This window comes from Gordonibacter sp. RACS_AR49 (assembly GCF_030418435.1).
GTDB classification, from domain to species: domain Bacteria; phylum Actinomycetota; class Coriobacteriia; order Coriobacteriales; family Eggerthellaceae; genus Gordonibacter; species Gordonibacter urolithinfaciens.
Window position 1 is genome coordinate 576055 of record NZ_JAIUDM010000001.1, and the last position, 15203, is coordinate 591257.

12 protein-coding genes are annotated in these 15203 nt (G+C 64.6%); all 12 read right to left on the reverse strand.

Translation table 11 applies throughout. The features are described 5' to 3' along the window. Positions 1 to 28: 28 nt before the first annotated feature. The 12 genes from LB310_RS02470 to phnPP all read right to left on the reverse strand — a co-directional run bounded on the left by LB310_RS02470 (position 29) and on the right by phnPP (position 14943). Positions 29 to 2293 carry an amino acid permease gene (locus tag LB310_RS02470; protein ID WP_278804909.1) on the reverse strand — a complete coding sequence of 755 codons (2265 nt, stop codon included), beginning with the start codon at positions 2291 to 2293 and terminating at the stop codon, positions 29 to 31. 334 nt (positions 2294 to 2627) lie between these two features. Then, positions 2628 to 3224: a TetR/AcrR family transcriptional regulator gene (locus LB310_RS02475; protein WP_087191725.1), complete on the reverse strand. Its 597-nt coding sequence runs from the start codon at positions 3222 to 3224 to the stop codon at positions 2628 to 2630. 172 nt (positions 3225 to 3396) lie between these two features. Further along, on the reverse strand, positions 3397 to 4746 hold the full coding sequence (locus tag LB310_RS02480; RefSeq protein ID WP_278804907.1) for an MFS transporter: 1350 nt from the start codon (positions 4744 to 4746) through the stop codon (positions 3397 to 3399). A 352-nt stretch (positions 4747 to 5098) separates the two neighbouring features. Beyond that, complete coding sequence (locus tag LB310_RS02485) at positions 5099 to 6856, reverse strand: DMT family transporter (protein WP_278804905.1); 1758 nt, start codon at positions 6854 to 6856, stop codon at positions 5099 to 5101. A gap of 248 nt (positions 6857 to 7104) precedes the next feature. After that, positions 7105 to 8253 carry a serine/threonine protein kinase gene (locus tag LB310_RS02490; protein WP_278804903.1) on the reverse strand — a complete coding sequence of 383 codons (1149 nt, stop codon included), beginning with the start codon at positions 8251 to 8253 and terminating at the stop codon, positions 7105 to 7107. Positions 8254 to 8385: 132 nt separating this feature from the next. After that, positions 8386 to 8736: a hypothetical protein gene (locus tag LB310_RS02495; protein ID WP_278804901.1), complete on the reverse strand. Its 351-nt coding sequence runs from the start codon at positions 8734 to 8736 to the stop codon at positions 8386 to 8388. A gap of 157 nt (positions 8737 to 8893) precedes the next feature. Further along, positions 8894 to 9688 carry an amino acid ABC transporter ATP-binding protein gene (locus LB310_RS02500; RefSeq protein WP_278804899.1) on the reverse strand — a complete coding sequence of 265 codons (795 nt, stop codon included), beginning with the start codon at positions 9686 to 9688 and terminating at the stop codon, positions 8894 to 8896. Positions 9689 to 9701: 13 nt separating this feature from the next. Next, on the reverse strand, positions 9702 to 11144 hold the full coding sequence (locus tag LB310_RS02505) for an amino acid ABC transporter permease (protein WP_087191756.1): 1443 nt from the start codon (positions 11142 to 11144) through the stop codon (positions 9702 to 9704). A gap of 18 nt (positions 11145 to 11162) precedes the next feature. Further along, positions 11163 to 11978, reverse strand: coding sequence for an ABC transporter substrate-binding protein (locus LB310_RS02510; RefSeq protein ID WP_087191722.1), 816 nt, complete (start codon positions 11976 to 11978; stop codon positions 11163 to 11165). A gap of 208 nt (positions 11979 to 12186) precedes the next feature. After that, entirely contained in the window at positions 12187 to 13599 is a 1413-nt protein-coding gene (locus tag LB310_RS02515; RefSeq protein WP_278804897.1) for an SLC13 family permease, read from the reverse strand. After that, entirely contained in the window at positions 13596 to 13808 is a 213-nt protein-coding gene (locus LB310_RS02520) for a hypothetical protein (protein ID WP_278804896.1), read from the reverse strand. The genes LB310_RS02515 and LB310_RS02520 overlap by 4 nt, the downstream gene beginning before the upstream one ends. A 271-nt stretch (positions 13809 to 14079) precedes the next feature. Then, a complete protein-coding gene (phnPP, locus tag LB310_RS02525) occupies positions 14080 to 14943 on the reverse strand; it encodes a phosphoribosyl 1,2-cyclic phosphate 1,2-diphosphodiesterase (RefSeq protein WP_278804893.1) in 864 nt (287 codons plus the stop codon). Positions 14944 to 15203: the final 260 nt, after the last annotated feature.

Here is a 15203-nt window from a genome sequence, read left to right on the forward strand (position 1 = left end):
CCGGCCGTCTACCCGTTGCCGAGGAGACCTAGCGCGAAGCCGGGTCGTTCGAGTCGGGACCGTTCGTATCGATGCCGGTCTCGCGTCGCGGGTCGGGCGAGTCGGGATCGGCACGGGGGACGCGCTCGCCCACCACGGCCTCGGTGACGCTCGCACGCAGCGACGGGTCGCCCTCGGCCTCACGCTTCAGCAAGTCGTCGCGCACCTCGCCGGCATCCTTGACGTCGCTCTTGCGCGCATGCGCCGCTACCCTGCACGAGGGCGGCGCATCGTGGGCGCCCACGCCCGAGTCGAGATCGATCTCGCGCACCGCCACCTCGTCGCGCATGACGGGCTGAGGCTCGGCCGGCACGTCGTCCGTGGTGACCGTGGGGCCGGAATCGACCGCCATGGGGCCGGAGGGACGACTGGTCACGCTGACCACCGCGGCGGAGATGCCGCGCGCGACCGTGGCGCCGAAATCGGAACCGGGCCCGCCGCCGGCCGACATGCCGGCCGCTCCCGCCCCGCTCGGCTTGCCGCCGCGCAGGTTCTCCGACGCCCGGGTGCGCTTGTTGATGGGCCCGCTGTTGCCGAGCGTGCTCGACTTCGTCATCGGGGCCGCGCCCTTCTTAGGATCGGCCGTCGCCGGATCGGACGGATGGGCCGTCTTGCGCGCGTTCGGGCCCAGGGGCACCGCGCGCGCCGCCGTGCCCATCGGTGCGCCCTTGCCGACATGCGCGCCGGCAGCATGCGTCCCAGCTGCCGCACCAACGCCCGTGCCTGCTGTCGCACCGACCGCCGCACGGTCGGTCGGGCCCTGCGGCGCCCACCTATGCCGCAGCGCGTAGATGACGAACGGGATGGCCACCGATATCACGAACGCGATGCCGAGCGTGGCCTGGTACACCATGTTCGACTGCGCGTCGAGGTTCGACGACGGGAAAAACGAGATGATGAGCGTCGCCACGGTCATGAACAGGCCGGCGCCCGCCACAATGGCCTTGAACGGCGTGCCGCCCGGCAGCTGGAACGAACGCGGCAGGTCCTTTTTCTTGAAGATCAGGTAGAAGTACCCGAGAAAGAACAGCACGTAACCCACCAGGTAGATGACCACCGTCAGGCCAATGGCCGTGAGGTAGCCCACCGACGAGCTGGACCCGCCGGACAGCGCGATGGAGCCGCAGAGCACCGCATCCCACACCGTGACGATACAGGCCTGGATGACCACGGTCTTCACGGACACGCCGTGCTTGTTGACCTTCTTGAAGGAGGGGGGCAGGATGCCGTCGTGCGCCGTGTCGAGCAGCGCGCGCGACGGGCCCACAATCCAGGCCGAGATCTCGGCCAGCACGCCCAACGCCAAAAGCAGTGCCACCGCGAACACGATCCAGCTGAGGCCGGGGCCGATGTGCTGCACGAAGATGGCGCGGAACGCCTCGATCACGCCGAACGACAGGTTGCCGTCCAGTACCGACGCCGGCAGCGTCGTGGCCACGGCCAAGCCGCCCAGCGCATCGAGCGCGATGGTGAGCACTGCCAGGATGATCATGGCCAGGGGATAGTTGCGGTTCGGGTTCTTCAGCTCGTTCACGTGCGAGGCGGACGCCTCCACGCCCATATACGCCAGGATAAACGATGCGAAGATCACGAGCGTGTCCACCTTGCCGAAGTCGGGCACGAACGTGGCCGGCGTCATGTTGATCTGCGACACGCCGCCCGTGGCGAAGTAGTACACCAGGCCCACCAGAAGCACGATGACCGGCAGGATGATGCCACCCACGAAGCCCACCTTCGAGATGCGCGCCGTGTACTTCGTGCCGCCCAGCTGCGTGAGCGTGAGGATCCACACGATAGCGGCCACGCCGAAGAACATGACCAGCGGGTTGTTGTACAGCGCGTCCCACTTCACCACGTAGGCGAACGCCGCCAATATGAAGAACGCCATGGTCACGAAGCCCACGGTTATCTGGAACCACTGGAAGAACAGCGCGGCGAAACCCCAGCGCCTCCCCAGCGTGTTGCCAACCCACGAGAAGATGCCGCCGGACTCCCATCCCTTCACCGTGGCCATTTCCGCCGCGCACATGGCAACGGGCAAAAACCACAGGATACCGCCGATGATCAAGAAGAACACCAGCTGGAACCCAGAAGAGGCGAACGAAGGGTACTCGTACACCGTCATCACCATGGACGCGGTGATGGCGAAGAACCCGAAGAACGTCAGAGACCGTTTGAAAGACGGGCGGCTCACCTTGCCCACGGGGCCGGGATCGGCCGAAGGCGCGACCGCCTGCTGACGGGTTTCGCTCATGCTCCAACTCCTTTCCTAGACGGGCGACGCCGCCATCCCAAAAGGTAGATGGATGCCGTCGCATTTACTTGCGTCCGTCCGTTCTACCAGACGCAGGAAAGGGAGAGCGATGGAGGGAAGAAGGTTCACCCTCCCGTCGCTCAAGCGTGAGGTTCGGGATATGAAAGGAGGTGCAGGAGGCTCGTCTGCAGGCGCATGCAGGCGCGGTGCCGGGCAAGGACGCGACGACGGCGCCGGACGCAGGTGCGGACACAGCGGTGCCCCTGGATGCGGGATGCGCAGACGGACGACGGCGAAGTCGAGCTAGGGGCTTTCAGAGCCGGCGGGAAAGCCTCTAGCAGCCGGCGGCCTTCGTGTAGGCCTCGATGGCCTCGTCGAGCAGCTTGCCGGTGGTCTCGCGCACGTCCAGGCCCTCGGAGATAGAGGCAACGGCGGCACCGTCGACGATGGCCACCACGATGCGCGGCGTCATGGGAACGCCCGCCCGCTCGAGGATGCGCTCGATAGCAGCATCCAGCAGAACGCGGCCCTTGCGATAGGCCTCCGTGACCACGTTCGAGTCGGCCGCGCCTATGAGCTGCGCGTAATGGGCCTTCGGCACGATTGAGTCGTCCGGGAGGCACGCGCGCGTCAGAAGCTCGGTAATGCGCGCGCGGCATTCCTCAGGCTCCAGCTTCTCGCAAAGATCCGCCACTCGCTCGGCGCGCTGTGCCCATAGCTGGATATTGTACATGCCGGCCTCGTGCAGCAGCTCGGTGACGGAATCGAAGTAGTAGCCCACCGACGAGGACGCCGCCCCGGCCCACTTCGCCACCTTGCGGTACGTGACGGCCTTGGGGCCCTCCTCGCGCAGGAGCGCGGCGGCAGCGAGCACGAGCGACGTGCGCGTGATCTGAGCTTTCAAAGACTTCGGCGTTGACGATTCGCTCATAGGCCCCTCCAACCTGCTCCCTGCCGCTGTTGCAACCGCCCCATTATACGATGAAATGCGCGTCGGTGCCGAAACGGCCCGCTGCCGCAGCCCGGAAGGCCGCCGAAAGAAGGAGCCACCCCAACGGAGCGGCTCCCGGCAGGCCTCGCAGCGCTCGGTATACGCGCCCCGCTTACACCTCTGACAAATCCTTGCCCGTATGCTCGTGCGACAGGATCATCGCCACCAGCGCCAGCACGGCGATGAACACCATGTAGAAACCGGGTGCGATGGCGCTGCCCGACACATCGATCAACCAGAACGAGATGAACGACGCCGAGCCGCCGAAGATGGCGTTGGCCAGGTTGAAGCTCAACGCGAACCCGGAGTAGCGCACATCGGTGGGGAACGTCTCGGTCAGGTAGCTGGACAGCGTGCCGTCGTTGATGGTGAGTATGAGGCACATGACCAGCTCCACCAGCAGGATAACCCAGAAGTTCTTCGTCCCCAGCAAAATGAACGCCGGGATGGTGAGCACGATGAACCCGACGCAGGCGATGATGAGCATCTTCTTGCGCCCGAAGCGGTCGGAGATGCGCCCGGAGATGAAGATGAACCCGATGTAGGCCACCAGCACGATAGTGGTGATGATGGATGCCGCGCTCGGGTCGTAGTTCAGCGTGGTCTCAAGGTAGTTCGGCAGGTACGTGAGCACCGCATAGAAGCCCACGGCGTTCAGCACGCAGGCACCGAACGAGATGATGAGCACGCGCAGGTGCTTCTTGAACAGCGTGCGGATAGGATGCTTCACGCTGGAACCCTGCTGCTTCAGATGCTCCTGCATCTCCTCGTACACCGGAGAATCCTCAAGATGCGTTCGGATATAGTGCGTGATGTAGCCCAGCGGCAGCGCAAGCAAGAACGGGATGCGCCAGCCCCAGTCCACGACGAAGTCCGACGTGGCGCCCCAGGTGTTGAACATGAACGTGGCGAACAGCGAGCCCACGAGCAGGCCCGTGGCCGTGGATGCCGGCACCATGGAGCAGTAGAAGCCGCGGTGGTTCTTCGGCGCGTACTCCGCGATGAACGTGGCCGCGCCCGCGTACTCGCCGGCGGCCGAGAAGCTCTGCACGATGCGCAGCAACAACAGCAGCAGCGGCGCACCCACGCCGAGGATGGCGTAGCCGGGCAGGCACCCGATGAGGAACGTCGCCCCGCTCATCATGAGGATGGAGATGGACAGGGCCCACTTGCGGCCCTTCTTGTCGCCCATGTTCCCCCAGAAGATAGCGCCGATGGGGCGCACGAGGAACGAGAGCGCGAACACGGCGAACGTGCTCATTACCGCCACGAAGCGATCTTCGCCCGGGAAGAAGACGAGCGCGATGACCGTGGCCAGATAGGAATAACTCGCGTAGTCGAACCATTCGATGAAATTGCCAAGGAACGACGAGAACGTGACCTTTTTCAGGGTTTTATGCTGCTCTTCTTCCGAAAACGACCGGGAAGGAGCGGCGTTGGCAGTAGAGCTTTCAACATTCATGATAGTCCCCTAAGAAATGCGCGGCTTTGTGGAGCCGGGGACAAAACCGCTTGGCAAGCCTTCGCTTCATGTGGAGCCCTCCTGACAAAAATGGGGAGATACGCTTCCAGCAACCGTTATGATAACGCCAAAACTCGGCTTACCACCAAGATGTAACGTTCGCCCGGCAGGCAACGCTCCGCGACCGGGATCTGGAAGAAGGCGCGGAGCGCGCGGAAACCAGTCTGTATGCACACGGCGCGACCGGGGGGATCGCAGCGAGAACCCCGACGCTGCGAAGCCTGAGGCGTGGCGGCCGGTCGAAACGGGCCGCCACGCGCTCAGAGCCCAAGCTGTCGCGCCCGGCCTGCTATCAGTAGTCCTCCAGCAGGTCCACCTGCGCCTTGCTCGCGCGCATGATGAAGTTGCTCTTGGCCTGCTGGCCGCCCTCCGCCAGCTTGCGGAGGATGACCCGCTTCAGGCGCGGATAGTCGTTCATGCCGTACCAGGCGAAGGCCGTGCCTCCGATGTACGCCTCGACGATGCTGTGCACCGGCGCGCTCGCATCGCGCTTGGCGTCGAGCTCCAGGTACTCGCGAATCTCGTTGGCGCACAGGTCGCGTATGACCTCGGCGCTGATGCCCAGGTCGCGTGCCAGCTGGTGCAGCTGGTACTCAACCTCTGCGTTGTCCGCATGCGGGAAATACGTCACGTCGTACGTGACCGCGCCCACGTTCGATGCCTTCGCGAACCGCAGCAACTCCTGGAGGCTCATCATCTGCACGTGGTCCTCGGTGCGCTCCACGATGTCGAGCTTCGCCGGGAAGCCCTGCAGGCCCTGCTCCACGAACACCGCCTGCAGCTCGTCCTCGCTCTTCGCGGGCTCGAACTCCATCTTGGTGGCGATGTGGGTCAGGCTCTCAGTGATCTTCAGGGGCTCGGCATCCGCCAGCGCCACGCTCGGAGCCGGGGCGGCCGCCAGTTCGGCGCTCACGCCGGTCTGCTGGGGCTCCTGGTCCAGACGCGCCGTCAGGTTCTCGCTGATCTCGTCACGCTGCTTCTGCTTGCGGCCGGCAACCATGCCCTTGATGGACGGGATCGCGCCGCCGCCGATGATCAGGATGGCGCCCAAGGCCGTGTTGATGGTGAACGGCTCACCGAACACCACGAGGCCGCAGAACAGCGCCACGGGGACTTCCCAGTACGCGATGGTGCCGTAGTCGGCAGCCGGCAGGTTGCGGCCGGCAACCAGCAGGAAGCCCAGGGCGATGGGGCCGCAGATGATCCACAGCAGCACCGCGCCGATCCAGTTGAACGTGGTGAAGTGCACGTTGAGCGCCCAGTTCTCCATGCCCGGGTTGGCGCCGAGCGAGTTCAGGACGATGGTGATGGCGCCCGCGCCGATGACGGCGAAGATGAAGTTCCACACGCCGCGGGCCGTGGTGTCGGCGTCTTTGCGGTAGCCGTTGAAGAACATCGAAGCGCCGTAGAAGAAGCCGGAGGCGATGCCGAACGCGTCGCCGATACCCTTCATGGGGAATTCAGGCGTCGAGGGCACCAGGTTGAAGTCGAAGCCGAACGCCTGGCCGCCCACGCCGAAGCCCAACAGGCCCTCGCCGAACAGCATGCCGACGAACACGGCGCCCAAGCACACCCACTGCAGGATGGACATGGGCTCCTTGCGGAATATGCGGGCCAGCAGCACGCAGATAACGGGGCCTATGTAGATGAACAGCACTGCGTTCGACACGGTGGTCAGCAGCGTGGACGTGACGTAGCACGCCAGCGACATGCCGATCATGAGGCCGCCCAGCGCGATGGCCGGGGTGAGCTTGAGCTTCTTGAACACGTGCACCTTGTGCGTGGCCACGAGCAAGATGAGGAAGAACAGCACGCCCATGCCCATCCGGCCCACGGCCATGAGGGCGCCGATGCTGTCGCCCGCATTGAAGCCCGCTGCGCCGTTGAACATGTCGGTACGCGTTGCCCAGCGGCTGAACAGGGGCACGAGGCCCATGCCCGTGGCCGAGATCAACATGGCGATGGTGCCGAAGCCCAGCTTCATCTCGTAGCCGCCGGACCCGTCCTTTCCATTGCCGAGACCCGGCTTCTTGTCATTGTTGTCTGCCATTGGTCCTCCTTAAACCAGTAGCAAAAAGAAACGATCCCCTCTACGCCATCTCCGTGCAGCCCGGGCCATGCGAGGCGGAACAAAGGCAATAAGGCACCTATTCGGCCTCGCATGGCCGAACTGCGTGCATAGATGGCTTATAGGATGGAATCAAAAAGGGGACCTGGCTTCTAAGCTCAACCAGATCCCCTTTCTTTTTTAACGGAGTAGACTCGTGCTATCGGTCAGTACGAAGTCATGCTGCGCGACTAGTCGTTCCACATCTCCGGGCGCACCAGGGTGGGATCCTTGACGCGGTTCGGGAAGTAGTCGAGGCAGTCGCCCTCGCGGTAGACGTCAGCCGTGGAGCAGTGCAGGCCGCCGCCGAACGGATAGGCGTCGCGCAGGTCGCAGGGGATGACGTTCATGCCGAGCTTGTCCATCTGCTCCTGCTGGTAGACCTCGGAGGCCTCCACGATGACCGTCTTCGGGTCGAGCACGAGGCAGTTCATGGACAGCCAGACGGAGCTGTAGCACAGCGCCGGCGGCTCGTCGTGGGCCGGCTGGGCGGCTTCGACGATCTGCCAATCGTTGGCCTCGAAGATGGCGCGCTGCTCTTCGGGGAGCTTGCGGTGCGGGTTGTTGATGATCAGGCCCGGACGCAGCGGCACGAAGGTGGCGTCGATGTGGATCGGGTACGGGTCGCCGGGGAAGTTCACGGCGTGGATGCGGTACTCGGGATAGTAGCGCTGGAACCAATCCATGGCCGTGCGGTTCGTGGTCAGGCCATGCTGGATGAAGATGTCCTTGCCCATGCGCATGAGGTCGGCGGCGTCCCACATCGGCTCGACTTCGGTGGTCACGAAGTCCTTGTTGGCCGTGCGGACGAGGCGCTCTTCCAGCGTGATCTTCTCGTCGTAGTAGTTGTGCTTGTAGGAGGCGTCCGTCAGACGGGGACGGGGGGCCTGGGTCCACAGGAAGTCGGGATCCTCGTCGAAGTACTGCTTCATGAGGGGCCAGTAGGCCAGGTACTCGAAGTAGCGGCAGCGGAAGGAGTTCGCGGAGGCCATGATCTCGTTGCCGACGGTGAGCAGGATGTCACGCGGGGGCATGCAGGTCATCATGGAGTCGTTGCGGAAGTCCGGCGTGCCGATGGCCTGGTTCCACTGCAGCGGGGTGGGACGGTCGACGACGACGCCGCGGTCCTCGAGGATCTTCACGAGGTTCTCAAGGCACTCGTTGCCACGCTCGACGGTGGCGAGGGGGCGCAGGCCCCACATGCCGCGCATCTCGGAATCGACGGGGACCTTCTCAGACGTTGCGGGCTCCTCGGGGGGAATCATCGAGTTGTCGCAACGACCGACGATAACGCGCTTCAGCGGATCCCAGTCGTTCCAAGAATTGACTATCTTCGCCATGACAGTCTCCTTTCTTTGGCAGCGTTCTTCGCTACCGTTGGGTGGCACACTACATACTACTGCAGCTTGCTGGCCTTGCGCTGCAACCTCAGAGTGCTGGGAGACTGGTGGTTCATGACGCTCCCGGTTTTCCTACCGTCGCATGCTTACCAGATTTGCCGTTGAAGAAGTTATACCATCTTTTTTGTTCACCTGCAACACAAATTTTCGAATGATTTTTGACAAAAAATCAATGATCTTGTTCATATGCACAAAAATATTACGGTTTGGTGGCGCTTTGTGCGAAACAAGATCATGACCATATTGGATATTCTTCTTCTTTGTTTCCATACTTCTGCATAAAAAGGAATCAAACCGTAACCTCATGCAGAGGGAATATCCGCGACTGCCGTAGGAAAAACAGCCGGGGTTTGCACAAAACGCGCGGGCGCGCAGAGCCATCGTATTCAAGGGGGCGGGAAGAAAACATATCTCGCCGATCATCGACCCTCTGCAAGCGACCGTCCGCCCCTTCCCCTCGGCTGGCCGGGATCGCTCGTGCAGATGAGGCGAGCCCCGGCGCATGCGGTCAGCCTTGGAAGCCTCCTCATGTGCCGGGGCTCGCCCAACACGCACGCCTGGTGGCCGGCCGAAGCAGGGGCTACGAGATATGGCCCAGGAAGTCCTTCGTGCGATCGGACTGCGGGTGGTCGAACACCTCTTCGGGGGTGCCCTGCTCCACGATATAGCCGCCGTCCATGAAGATGACGCGGTCGGCCACATCGCGGGCGAAGCCCATCTCGTGCGTCACCACGATCATGGTCATGCCGCCGCGGGCGAGCTCCTTCATGACGCTCAGCACATCGCGCACGAGCTCGGGGTCGAGCGCGCTCGTGGCCTCGTCGAACAGCATGACGTGCGGGTCCATGGCCAGGGCACGGGCGATGGCCACGCGCTGCTGCTGGCCGCCGGACAGCTCGGAGGGCCGGTAGTCTATGCGCTCGCCCAACCCCACCTTCTCCAGCTGCTCCTCGGCGATGCGCGCGGCCTCCTCCTTGTTGCGGTGCAGCACCTTCTGCTGCGCCAGCATGACGTTTCGCTTGGCCGTGAGGTGCGGGAACAGGTTGAAGTTCTGGAACACCATGCCCACTTTGGCGCGCACCTTGTTGATGTCGGTCTTCTTCGCGGTGATCTCGGTGTCCTCGAAGAAGATGCGGCCGCCCGTGGGCTTCTCCAGCAGGTTCACGCAGCGCAGAAGCGTGGACTTGCCCGAGCCGGAAGGGCCCAGGATCACCACCACCTCGCCGCGGCGGACGTCCAGGTCGATGCCGCGCAGCACCTCGTTGTCGCCGAACGTCTTGCGCAGGTCCTCGATGCGGATGACGGTCTCGTCCGCAGCGCCCGTCTTGCCGGTATCCGTCCTGCCGACGGCTGCTTCGTTTGCTTGCTCGCTCATGATCCGCACCTCCTTAATGGCTGATATGGTTGCCGTTGCGCTTCGCATCCTCGTAGATGCGCGTTGCCGCGTCGGTCTGCGAGGCGGGCCCGGCGAACGTCTCGGACAGGCGGATGCTGCGCGCCACGCCGGCGTCGGAATCGGGCACCACCGAGGCAGCCGAGGTGATGCTGCGGTCGGCGGGGCCCTTCTTATGCTTGCGGCGCCCGTTGGACATGCGCGCTTCCATGGTGTTGATGAGCTTGGTGAGCGGAATGGTGACGATGAGGTAGAATCCGGCGGCCACGATGTAGGGCGTCACGTTGCCCGTGGCGGCCGTGATGGTCTTCGCGTACATCATGAGCTCGGTCACGCCCACGGCGGCCAGCAGCGACGTGTCCTTGTACATGAGGATGAACTCGCTGGTCATGGTGGGAATGACGCGCCGCACCGTCTGCGGGATGATGACGAAGAACATGGTCTGCGCGCCGTTCATGCCCAGCGACCGCGCCGCCTCGAACTGCCCTTGGCTGATGGACTGGATGCCCGCGCGGAATATCTCGGCCAGGTACGCGCTGGAGTTCATGACCAGGACGATGGCACCCATGGTGAAGTTGTCCATCTGCACGCCCATGAGCGGCAGGCCGAAGAACGCGATGTAGAGCTGCAGGAACAGCGGCGTGCCGCGCACGATGTTGATGTACGTGGCGCCGATGGCGCGCGGAAGGCGGTGCTTAGCCATGCGCAAAAACGACAGCAGAAGGCCCAACGGGATGGCCAGCGGGAAGCTCACCACCACCACGCCGATCGACACGAGCCAGCCGGCTAGCAGCGCCGGCACGGACGTGACGATGATGGCCGGGTCGAAGAACAGGTGCAGGAACTTGTTGGAGTTCCACGCCTTCACCCAGTCCTGCTGGTTGAGCCAGCTGGACAGCTGCTCGGCGGGCGAGGTGCCCGTCACGTTGATGACCTGGTCCGTGGCCGGCATGTCGTGGCGCTGCCCGTCGGCCGTGGTGTAGCTGCCCGCCAGGCCGAACGACCCGCCACCGCCCGGCAGGAGCGTGCGGTTGCACTCCACCATGACGAGCGCGCCGGCCGGCGCAGGGTCGGCGAGCGTCACCGTGACGTCGTTGCCGTCCACAACGGCCTCGGATGCCGCATCCAGGCGGTCGAGGCCCACGAGCACGGTGGTCTTCACGTTCTCGGCCTCGACGGTCGTGCCCTCGGGCATTCCGATGGTCACGGATACGAGGGACTCGTCCTCCGCCGTCTGGCCCTGCCACGTGACGCGCGTCGCCGTGGCTCCCAGGACCGTGGTGTTGTCGCCGTCCTTGTTCGGCTTGGCGGTCCAGCGCTCCACGTCGAGCGCGTGCGCTTGGACCGGCAAGACGAACGAGACCGCCAGCGCCGCGGCGAAGAGAACCGCCGCGGCGCCTGCGAGGTGTTTCCGCGCAAATGCGAATGCGATCTGCATGCTCACCCTATCTGTGCGTTACTGCAACCACTTGGCGGCAAGCTCGTCGTACTTCCCGTTCTCGCGCACGGCCTTGAGCGCCGTGTTGAGCGCCTTGGTCAGCTCGGGGCTGTCCTTGCTCACCGCGATGGCGTACTGCTCGCCCGTAGGGATCTCCTTGATGACCTGGCAGTCGGTGTAGGCCGTCTTCACGTAGTAGTTCGCCACCGGCAGGTCCACCGCGATGGCGTCGATCTGGCCGGACTGCAGCGCCAGGAACACGGCGGTCATCTCGTCGAAGCCCACCATCTCCACGTCCTTGATGTTCTCGGCAGCCCACTCGTAGCCCGTGGTGCCGGTCTGGGCGCCCACCTTCTTGCCCTCGAGCTGCGCCACATCGGTGACGCCCGAGTCCTTGAGCACGGTGATGCTCTGGTTCACGTCGCACACGGCGTCGGTGAAGTCGACCTGGTCCAGGCGCTCGTCGGTGATGGTGATCCCCGAAACACCCACATCGGCCTTGCCGCCGGTCTGGATGAGCGGAACGATGGTATCGAACTTCGTGGACGGCAGATAGTTGATCTCCAGACCCATCTCCTCGGCCAGCAGGCCCATGAGCTCCACCTCGAAGCCCTCGGGCGTGTCGCCGTTCAAGTTCTCGAACGGCGGGAAGTCGAGCGAAGCCGCCACCGTCAGCTTGCCATCGTTCACCAGCGTGTAGCCGGACTCGTTGCCGGCCGCCTTGTCGTCCTTCGCACCAGAGTCCTGCCCGCCGCCCGACGAGCAGCCGAACAGCGCGAGCGACGCCGCGAGGGCGCCGGTTGCAACGAGCGCAACCATTTTCTTGATGTTCATTGGTCTCTCCCCTTTCCTCTGCATCCCGCTTTCACGTCATGAAGTATGATGCAGTCGCACTACTATAAAGCGCCAGCCCCCTCTTTTCAAACAGTTATCCGTCGCCGAACGACGTTTTCGATGAATGGGCCCCCGCGAACGGGGCGTTTTGGCATGTGTACGGTTTAGCACACTAAAGCGGTGGAGTGGAAACCCGTCCGGCACGCCCTTACACGAAGGGCGCGCACACGAACAGGAGCACGGCGAGAAAGGCCGCGTTGTACGCGGTGAAGCGGGCGAGGTAGGCTCCGGGCGTGACGCGGGAGAGCGCAGGGCGGCCGGGGAAGCCGCGGCGGACGATGCGGTACTCGTTGAACGTGATGAGGCTGGCAAGCGATGCCACGAGCGTGCCGGCGCCACCGATGTTCACGCCCACGAGCAGCGCCGTGTAGCCGTCGGCGAAGTGCGACAGCAGCACGGCGGCAGGAACGTTGCTGATCACCTGGCTGGCGCCGGCAGCCACGAGCAGCGCGTTCTCGTGCATCCAGAACGAGAAGAAGCCCTCCACGGCCGGGATGCGCGCCATGTTGCCGGCGAACACGAAGAAGCAGGCGAACGTGAGCAGCAGCCCCCAATCCACCGTCCTCAGCGCCCGCCGGTCGAGCGCGCCGAGCGCGACCACGACGGCGCCCACCGCAACCGGATAGGGCACGATCCGGAACACCGACGCGATGACCAGCGCCATCAGTGCCGCATAGGCGAGCGCTCGCGGCCGGCGCGCCGAGACGATGCGCGGAGTGGCGGCATCGGCATCTTTCCCCTGTTCGGATGCGGATGTTTCACGTGAAACATCCGTTCGTTCGAGGGGCTCGCCGGATGCGGAGGATGCCGCCCGCTGCCGGCCCTCATCTGCAAGCGAGCTTTCCGTTGCTCGTTCCTCCGCTGACCGATTCTTCCCAACGCGCTTTTCTTCCGCTCGTTTTTTCGTCACGCCTTTTTCTGCCGCCTCTTTTTCCGATGCTCGTTTTTTCGTTGCTTTTGGGGGCTCTGGCTTGGCGAACAAGACGCAGCAGAGGGCGATGAGCACGACCGAGACCGCGAAGGGCAGCGCCATGACGGAGAGGAAATCACCCAGCGGGATGGAGAAGCGCTCGTACAGGTAGAGGTTCTGCGGATTGCCGAACGGCAGGATCATGCCGCCGAGGTTCGCCGCCAGGTTCTGCATGATGAGCGCGAAGGGCAGGGAGCGCTCCCATCCGGCTTTGAGCAGCGTGGCGGCCGAGAGGGGCAGCATCATGATGAGCGCCAGGTCGTTCGTGGCGAACATCGAAAGCACGAGCGTGGACCCCACGAGCGCTGCCACGGCCGACCTGCAGGTGACGAAGCGCGCTACGATGAGGCGCGCCGCATGCTCGAACAGGCCGATGCCGCGCAGCGCACCCACTACGGCGAGGATGCCGAACAAGCAGGCGAGCGTCTTCACGTCGAAATAGCCGAGATACGCTTCGTCGGGCGGGACGAAGGGCACGGTTGCCAAGGCGGCTAGGGCCGACACGACAAGCACCGTGCGCTCGCGCGCGAACCGGACGATTCGTGAGGCAAGCGGGCGCATGGAAGCGCGGACGCACCGGTCGTTCGTCATGTCAGGCGCTCTCCTGTGCCGGAACCCTCGCCGCACGCGAACAGGTCGTGCGCGCAGGTGCCCAGCAACTCGCCGCCGAGGTCGAACGCCGCGACCTTCGTATGCGTGCCGCCCACGTCCACGCCGAGGACGATGGGATCGTCGGGGAGGCAGCCGACAGGTCCATCGATCCGGGTGCGCTGCGCGATATGCGAGGTTTGCTTTTCCATAGCTGGTAAGTGTAGCGCGAACAGCTGGCATGGGCCGCGGACGGCGATTCAACTTTTCGCCGAAAGACAACTTTTCCGATAAGCCGGCACCAGATAACGACCCCCGCTCCATCGGCGTGAACATCTAGCCGTTCAGCCTGCTCCGCATCCGCACCGCCAAGAACGCGTCATCGGCATGCCGGAACGGCAGAGGGAGGTGGGCTCACACCGGCAAAGCCCGACGGCAGCGGCCGCCAACATCGGGGCACGTTGACGGCAGGGGGATTCGCGGTCAGGCTTGGGGAACGCGGAAGCCCACGTGCGGGATGGAGCCGAAGCGACCGTGGTAGTCGGAGCCGCCGGTGCAGGCGAGGGCGTAGCGTTCGGCCAGCTGGGCGCAGCGAGCGTGGTCGGCGGGCGTGTGGTCGGGGTGGTGCTGCTCGATGCCGGCGAGGCCGAGGGGGACGAGCTCGGGGACGAGGTCGTAGCTGTCCTGCTGGCCGGGATGCGCAAGCACGGGCAGGCCGCCGTCCTCCGCGATGGCGCGCACGGCGTCGCGGACGTCCACATAGGCGATGTCGCGGTCGCAGATTCCGCCGTTCTTGAACAGGCTGCGATAGAGTGTACGGTAGGCGGCGCTCGGGTACGGCTCGCTGGTGAGCGCGGCCATGAGGTGCTGCTTGTACAGGCAGGTGGAGGCGCGACCGAGGGCGAGGGCGCGCTCGACGTCCACGGGGAGGCCGGCTTTCACCATGCGGTCGAGCTGCCAGAGGGAGTTCGCGTTACGGCGCTCGAGCAGCGGACCGCAGAGGGCAGCGAGCGCGGGGGCATCCTCGCGCAGGCCGAGGCCCAGCACGTGCACCTTGCGGTTCCGCTGGAAGTCGTAGGCGCTCACCTCGATGCCGCCCGTCACCTGGACGCCGTAGCGCGCGCCGAGGGCCGCAGCCCCGTCCAGACCGCGCGTGGTGTCGTGGTTCGTGAACGCGATGCGCGCGATGCCGCGCTCGCGCGCCTGTTCGAGCACCTCCTCGAAGGTGTCCGAGCCGTCCGACATGGTGGTGTGCACGTGGAGGTCGGCGAGGCCGACCTTGTGCGACCCCGCCTCGCCGCCAGATGTCTCATGCGAAACGTCCGTGTGCTTTTCCCGATTCGTCATGCCGCCGCCCCTTCCCTGCCGAGCCCGCGCGCACGAGAAACCATCGGTCGTGGCAGAAAATGACGATAGTTGATCATCGCCTCGAAGCCGGCTCGTTCATAGTGATTTCCTTCATGTTTATGACCAGGTGAAATGCAGGCGCGCGCATTCTCGGCCGACACCTTGGCCCGATACGGCGCTTCCGAATGATCAACTAGCGTCAAAAACCGCCACGAAACCGGGGTTCGCCTGCGCGCCGCGCGGAGGGCCGGGCCGCGCGC

Bases quoted from the DNA above. Each gene is read 5' to 3' on its own strand.
- LB310_RS02470 (WP_278804909.1), bottom strand. From the start codon at position 2,293: ATGAGCGAAACCCGTCAGCAGGCGGTCGCGCCTTCGGCCGATCCCGGC.
- LB310_RS02475 (WP_087191725.1), bottom strand. From the start codon at position 3,224: ATGAGCGAATCGTCAACGCCGAAGTCTTTGAAAGCTCAGATCACGCGC.
- LB310_RS02480 (WP_278804907.1), bottom strand. From the start codon at position 4,746: ATGAATGTTGAAAGCTCTACTGCCAACGCCGCTCCTTCCCGGTCGTTT.
- LB310_RS02485 (WP_278804905.1), bottom strand. From the start codon at position 6,856: ATGGCAGACAACAATGACAAGAAGCCGGGTCTCGGCAATGGAAAGGAC.
- LB310_RS02490 (WP_278804903.1), bottom strand. From the start codon at position 8,253: ATGGCGAAGATAGTCAATTCTTGGAACGACTGGGATCCGCTGAAGCGC.
- LB310_RS02495 (WP_278804901.1), bottom strand. From the start codon at position 8,736: ATGATCGGCGAGATATGTTTTCTTCCCGCCCCCTTGAATACGATGGCT.
- LB310_RS02500 (WP_278804899.1), bottom strand. From the start codon at position 9,688: ATGAGCGAGCAAGCAAACGAAGCAGCCGTCGGCAGGACGGATACCGGC.
- LB310_RS02505 (WP_087191756.1), bottom strand. From the start codon at position 11,144: ATGCAGATCGCATTCGCATTTGCGCGGAAACACCTCGCAGGCGCCGCG.
- LB310_RS02510 (WP_087191722.1), bottom strand. From the start codon at position 11,978: ATGAACATCAAGAAAATGGTTGCGCTCGTTGCAACCGGCGCCCTCGCG.
- LB310_RS02515 (WP_278804897.1), bottom strand. From the start codon at position 13,599: ATGACGAACGACCGGTGCGTCCGCGCTTCCATGCGCCCGCTTGCCTCA.
- LB310_RS02520 (WP_278804896.1), bottom strand. From the start codon at position 13,808: ATGGAAAAGCAAACCTCGCATATCGCGCAGCGCACCCGGATCGATGGA.
- phnPP (WP_278804893.1), bottom strand. From the start codon at position 14,943: ATGACGAATCGGGAAAAGCACACGGACGTTTCGCATGAGACATCTGGC.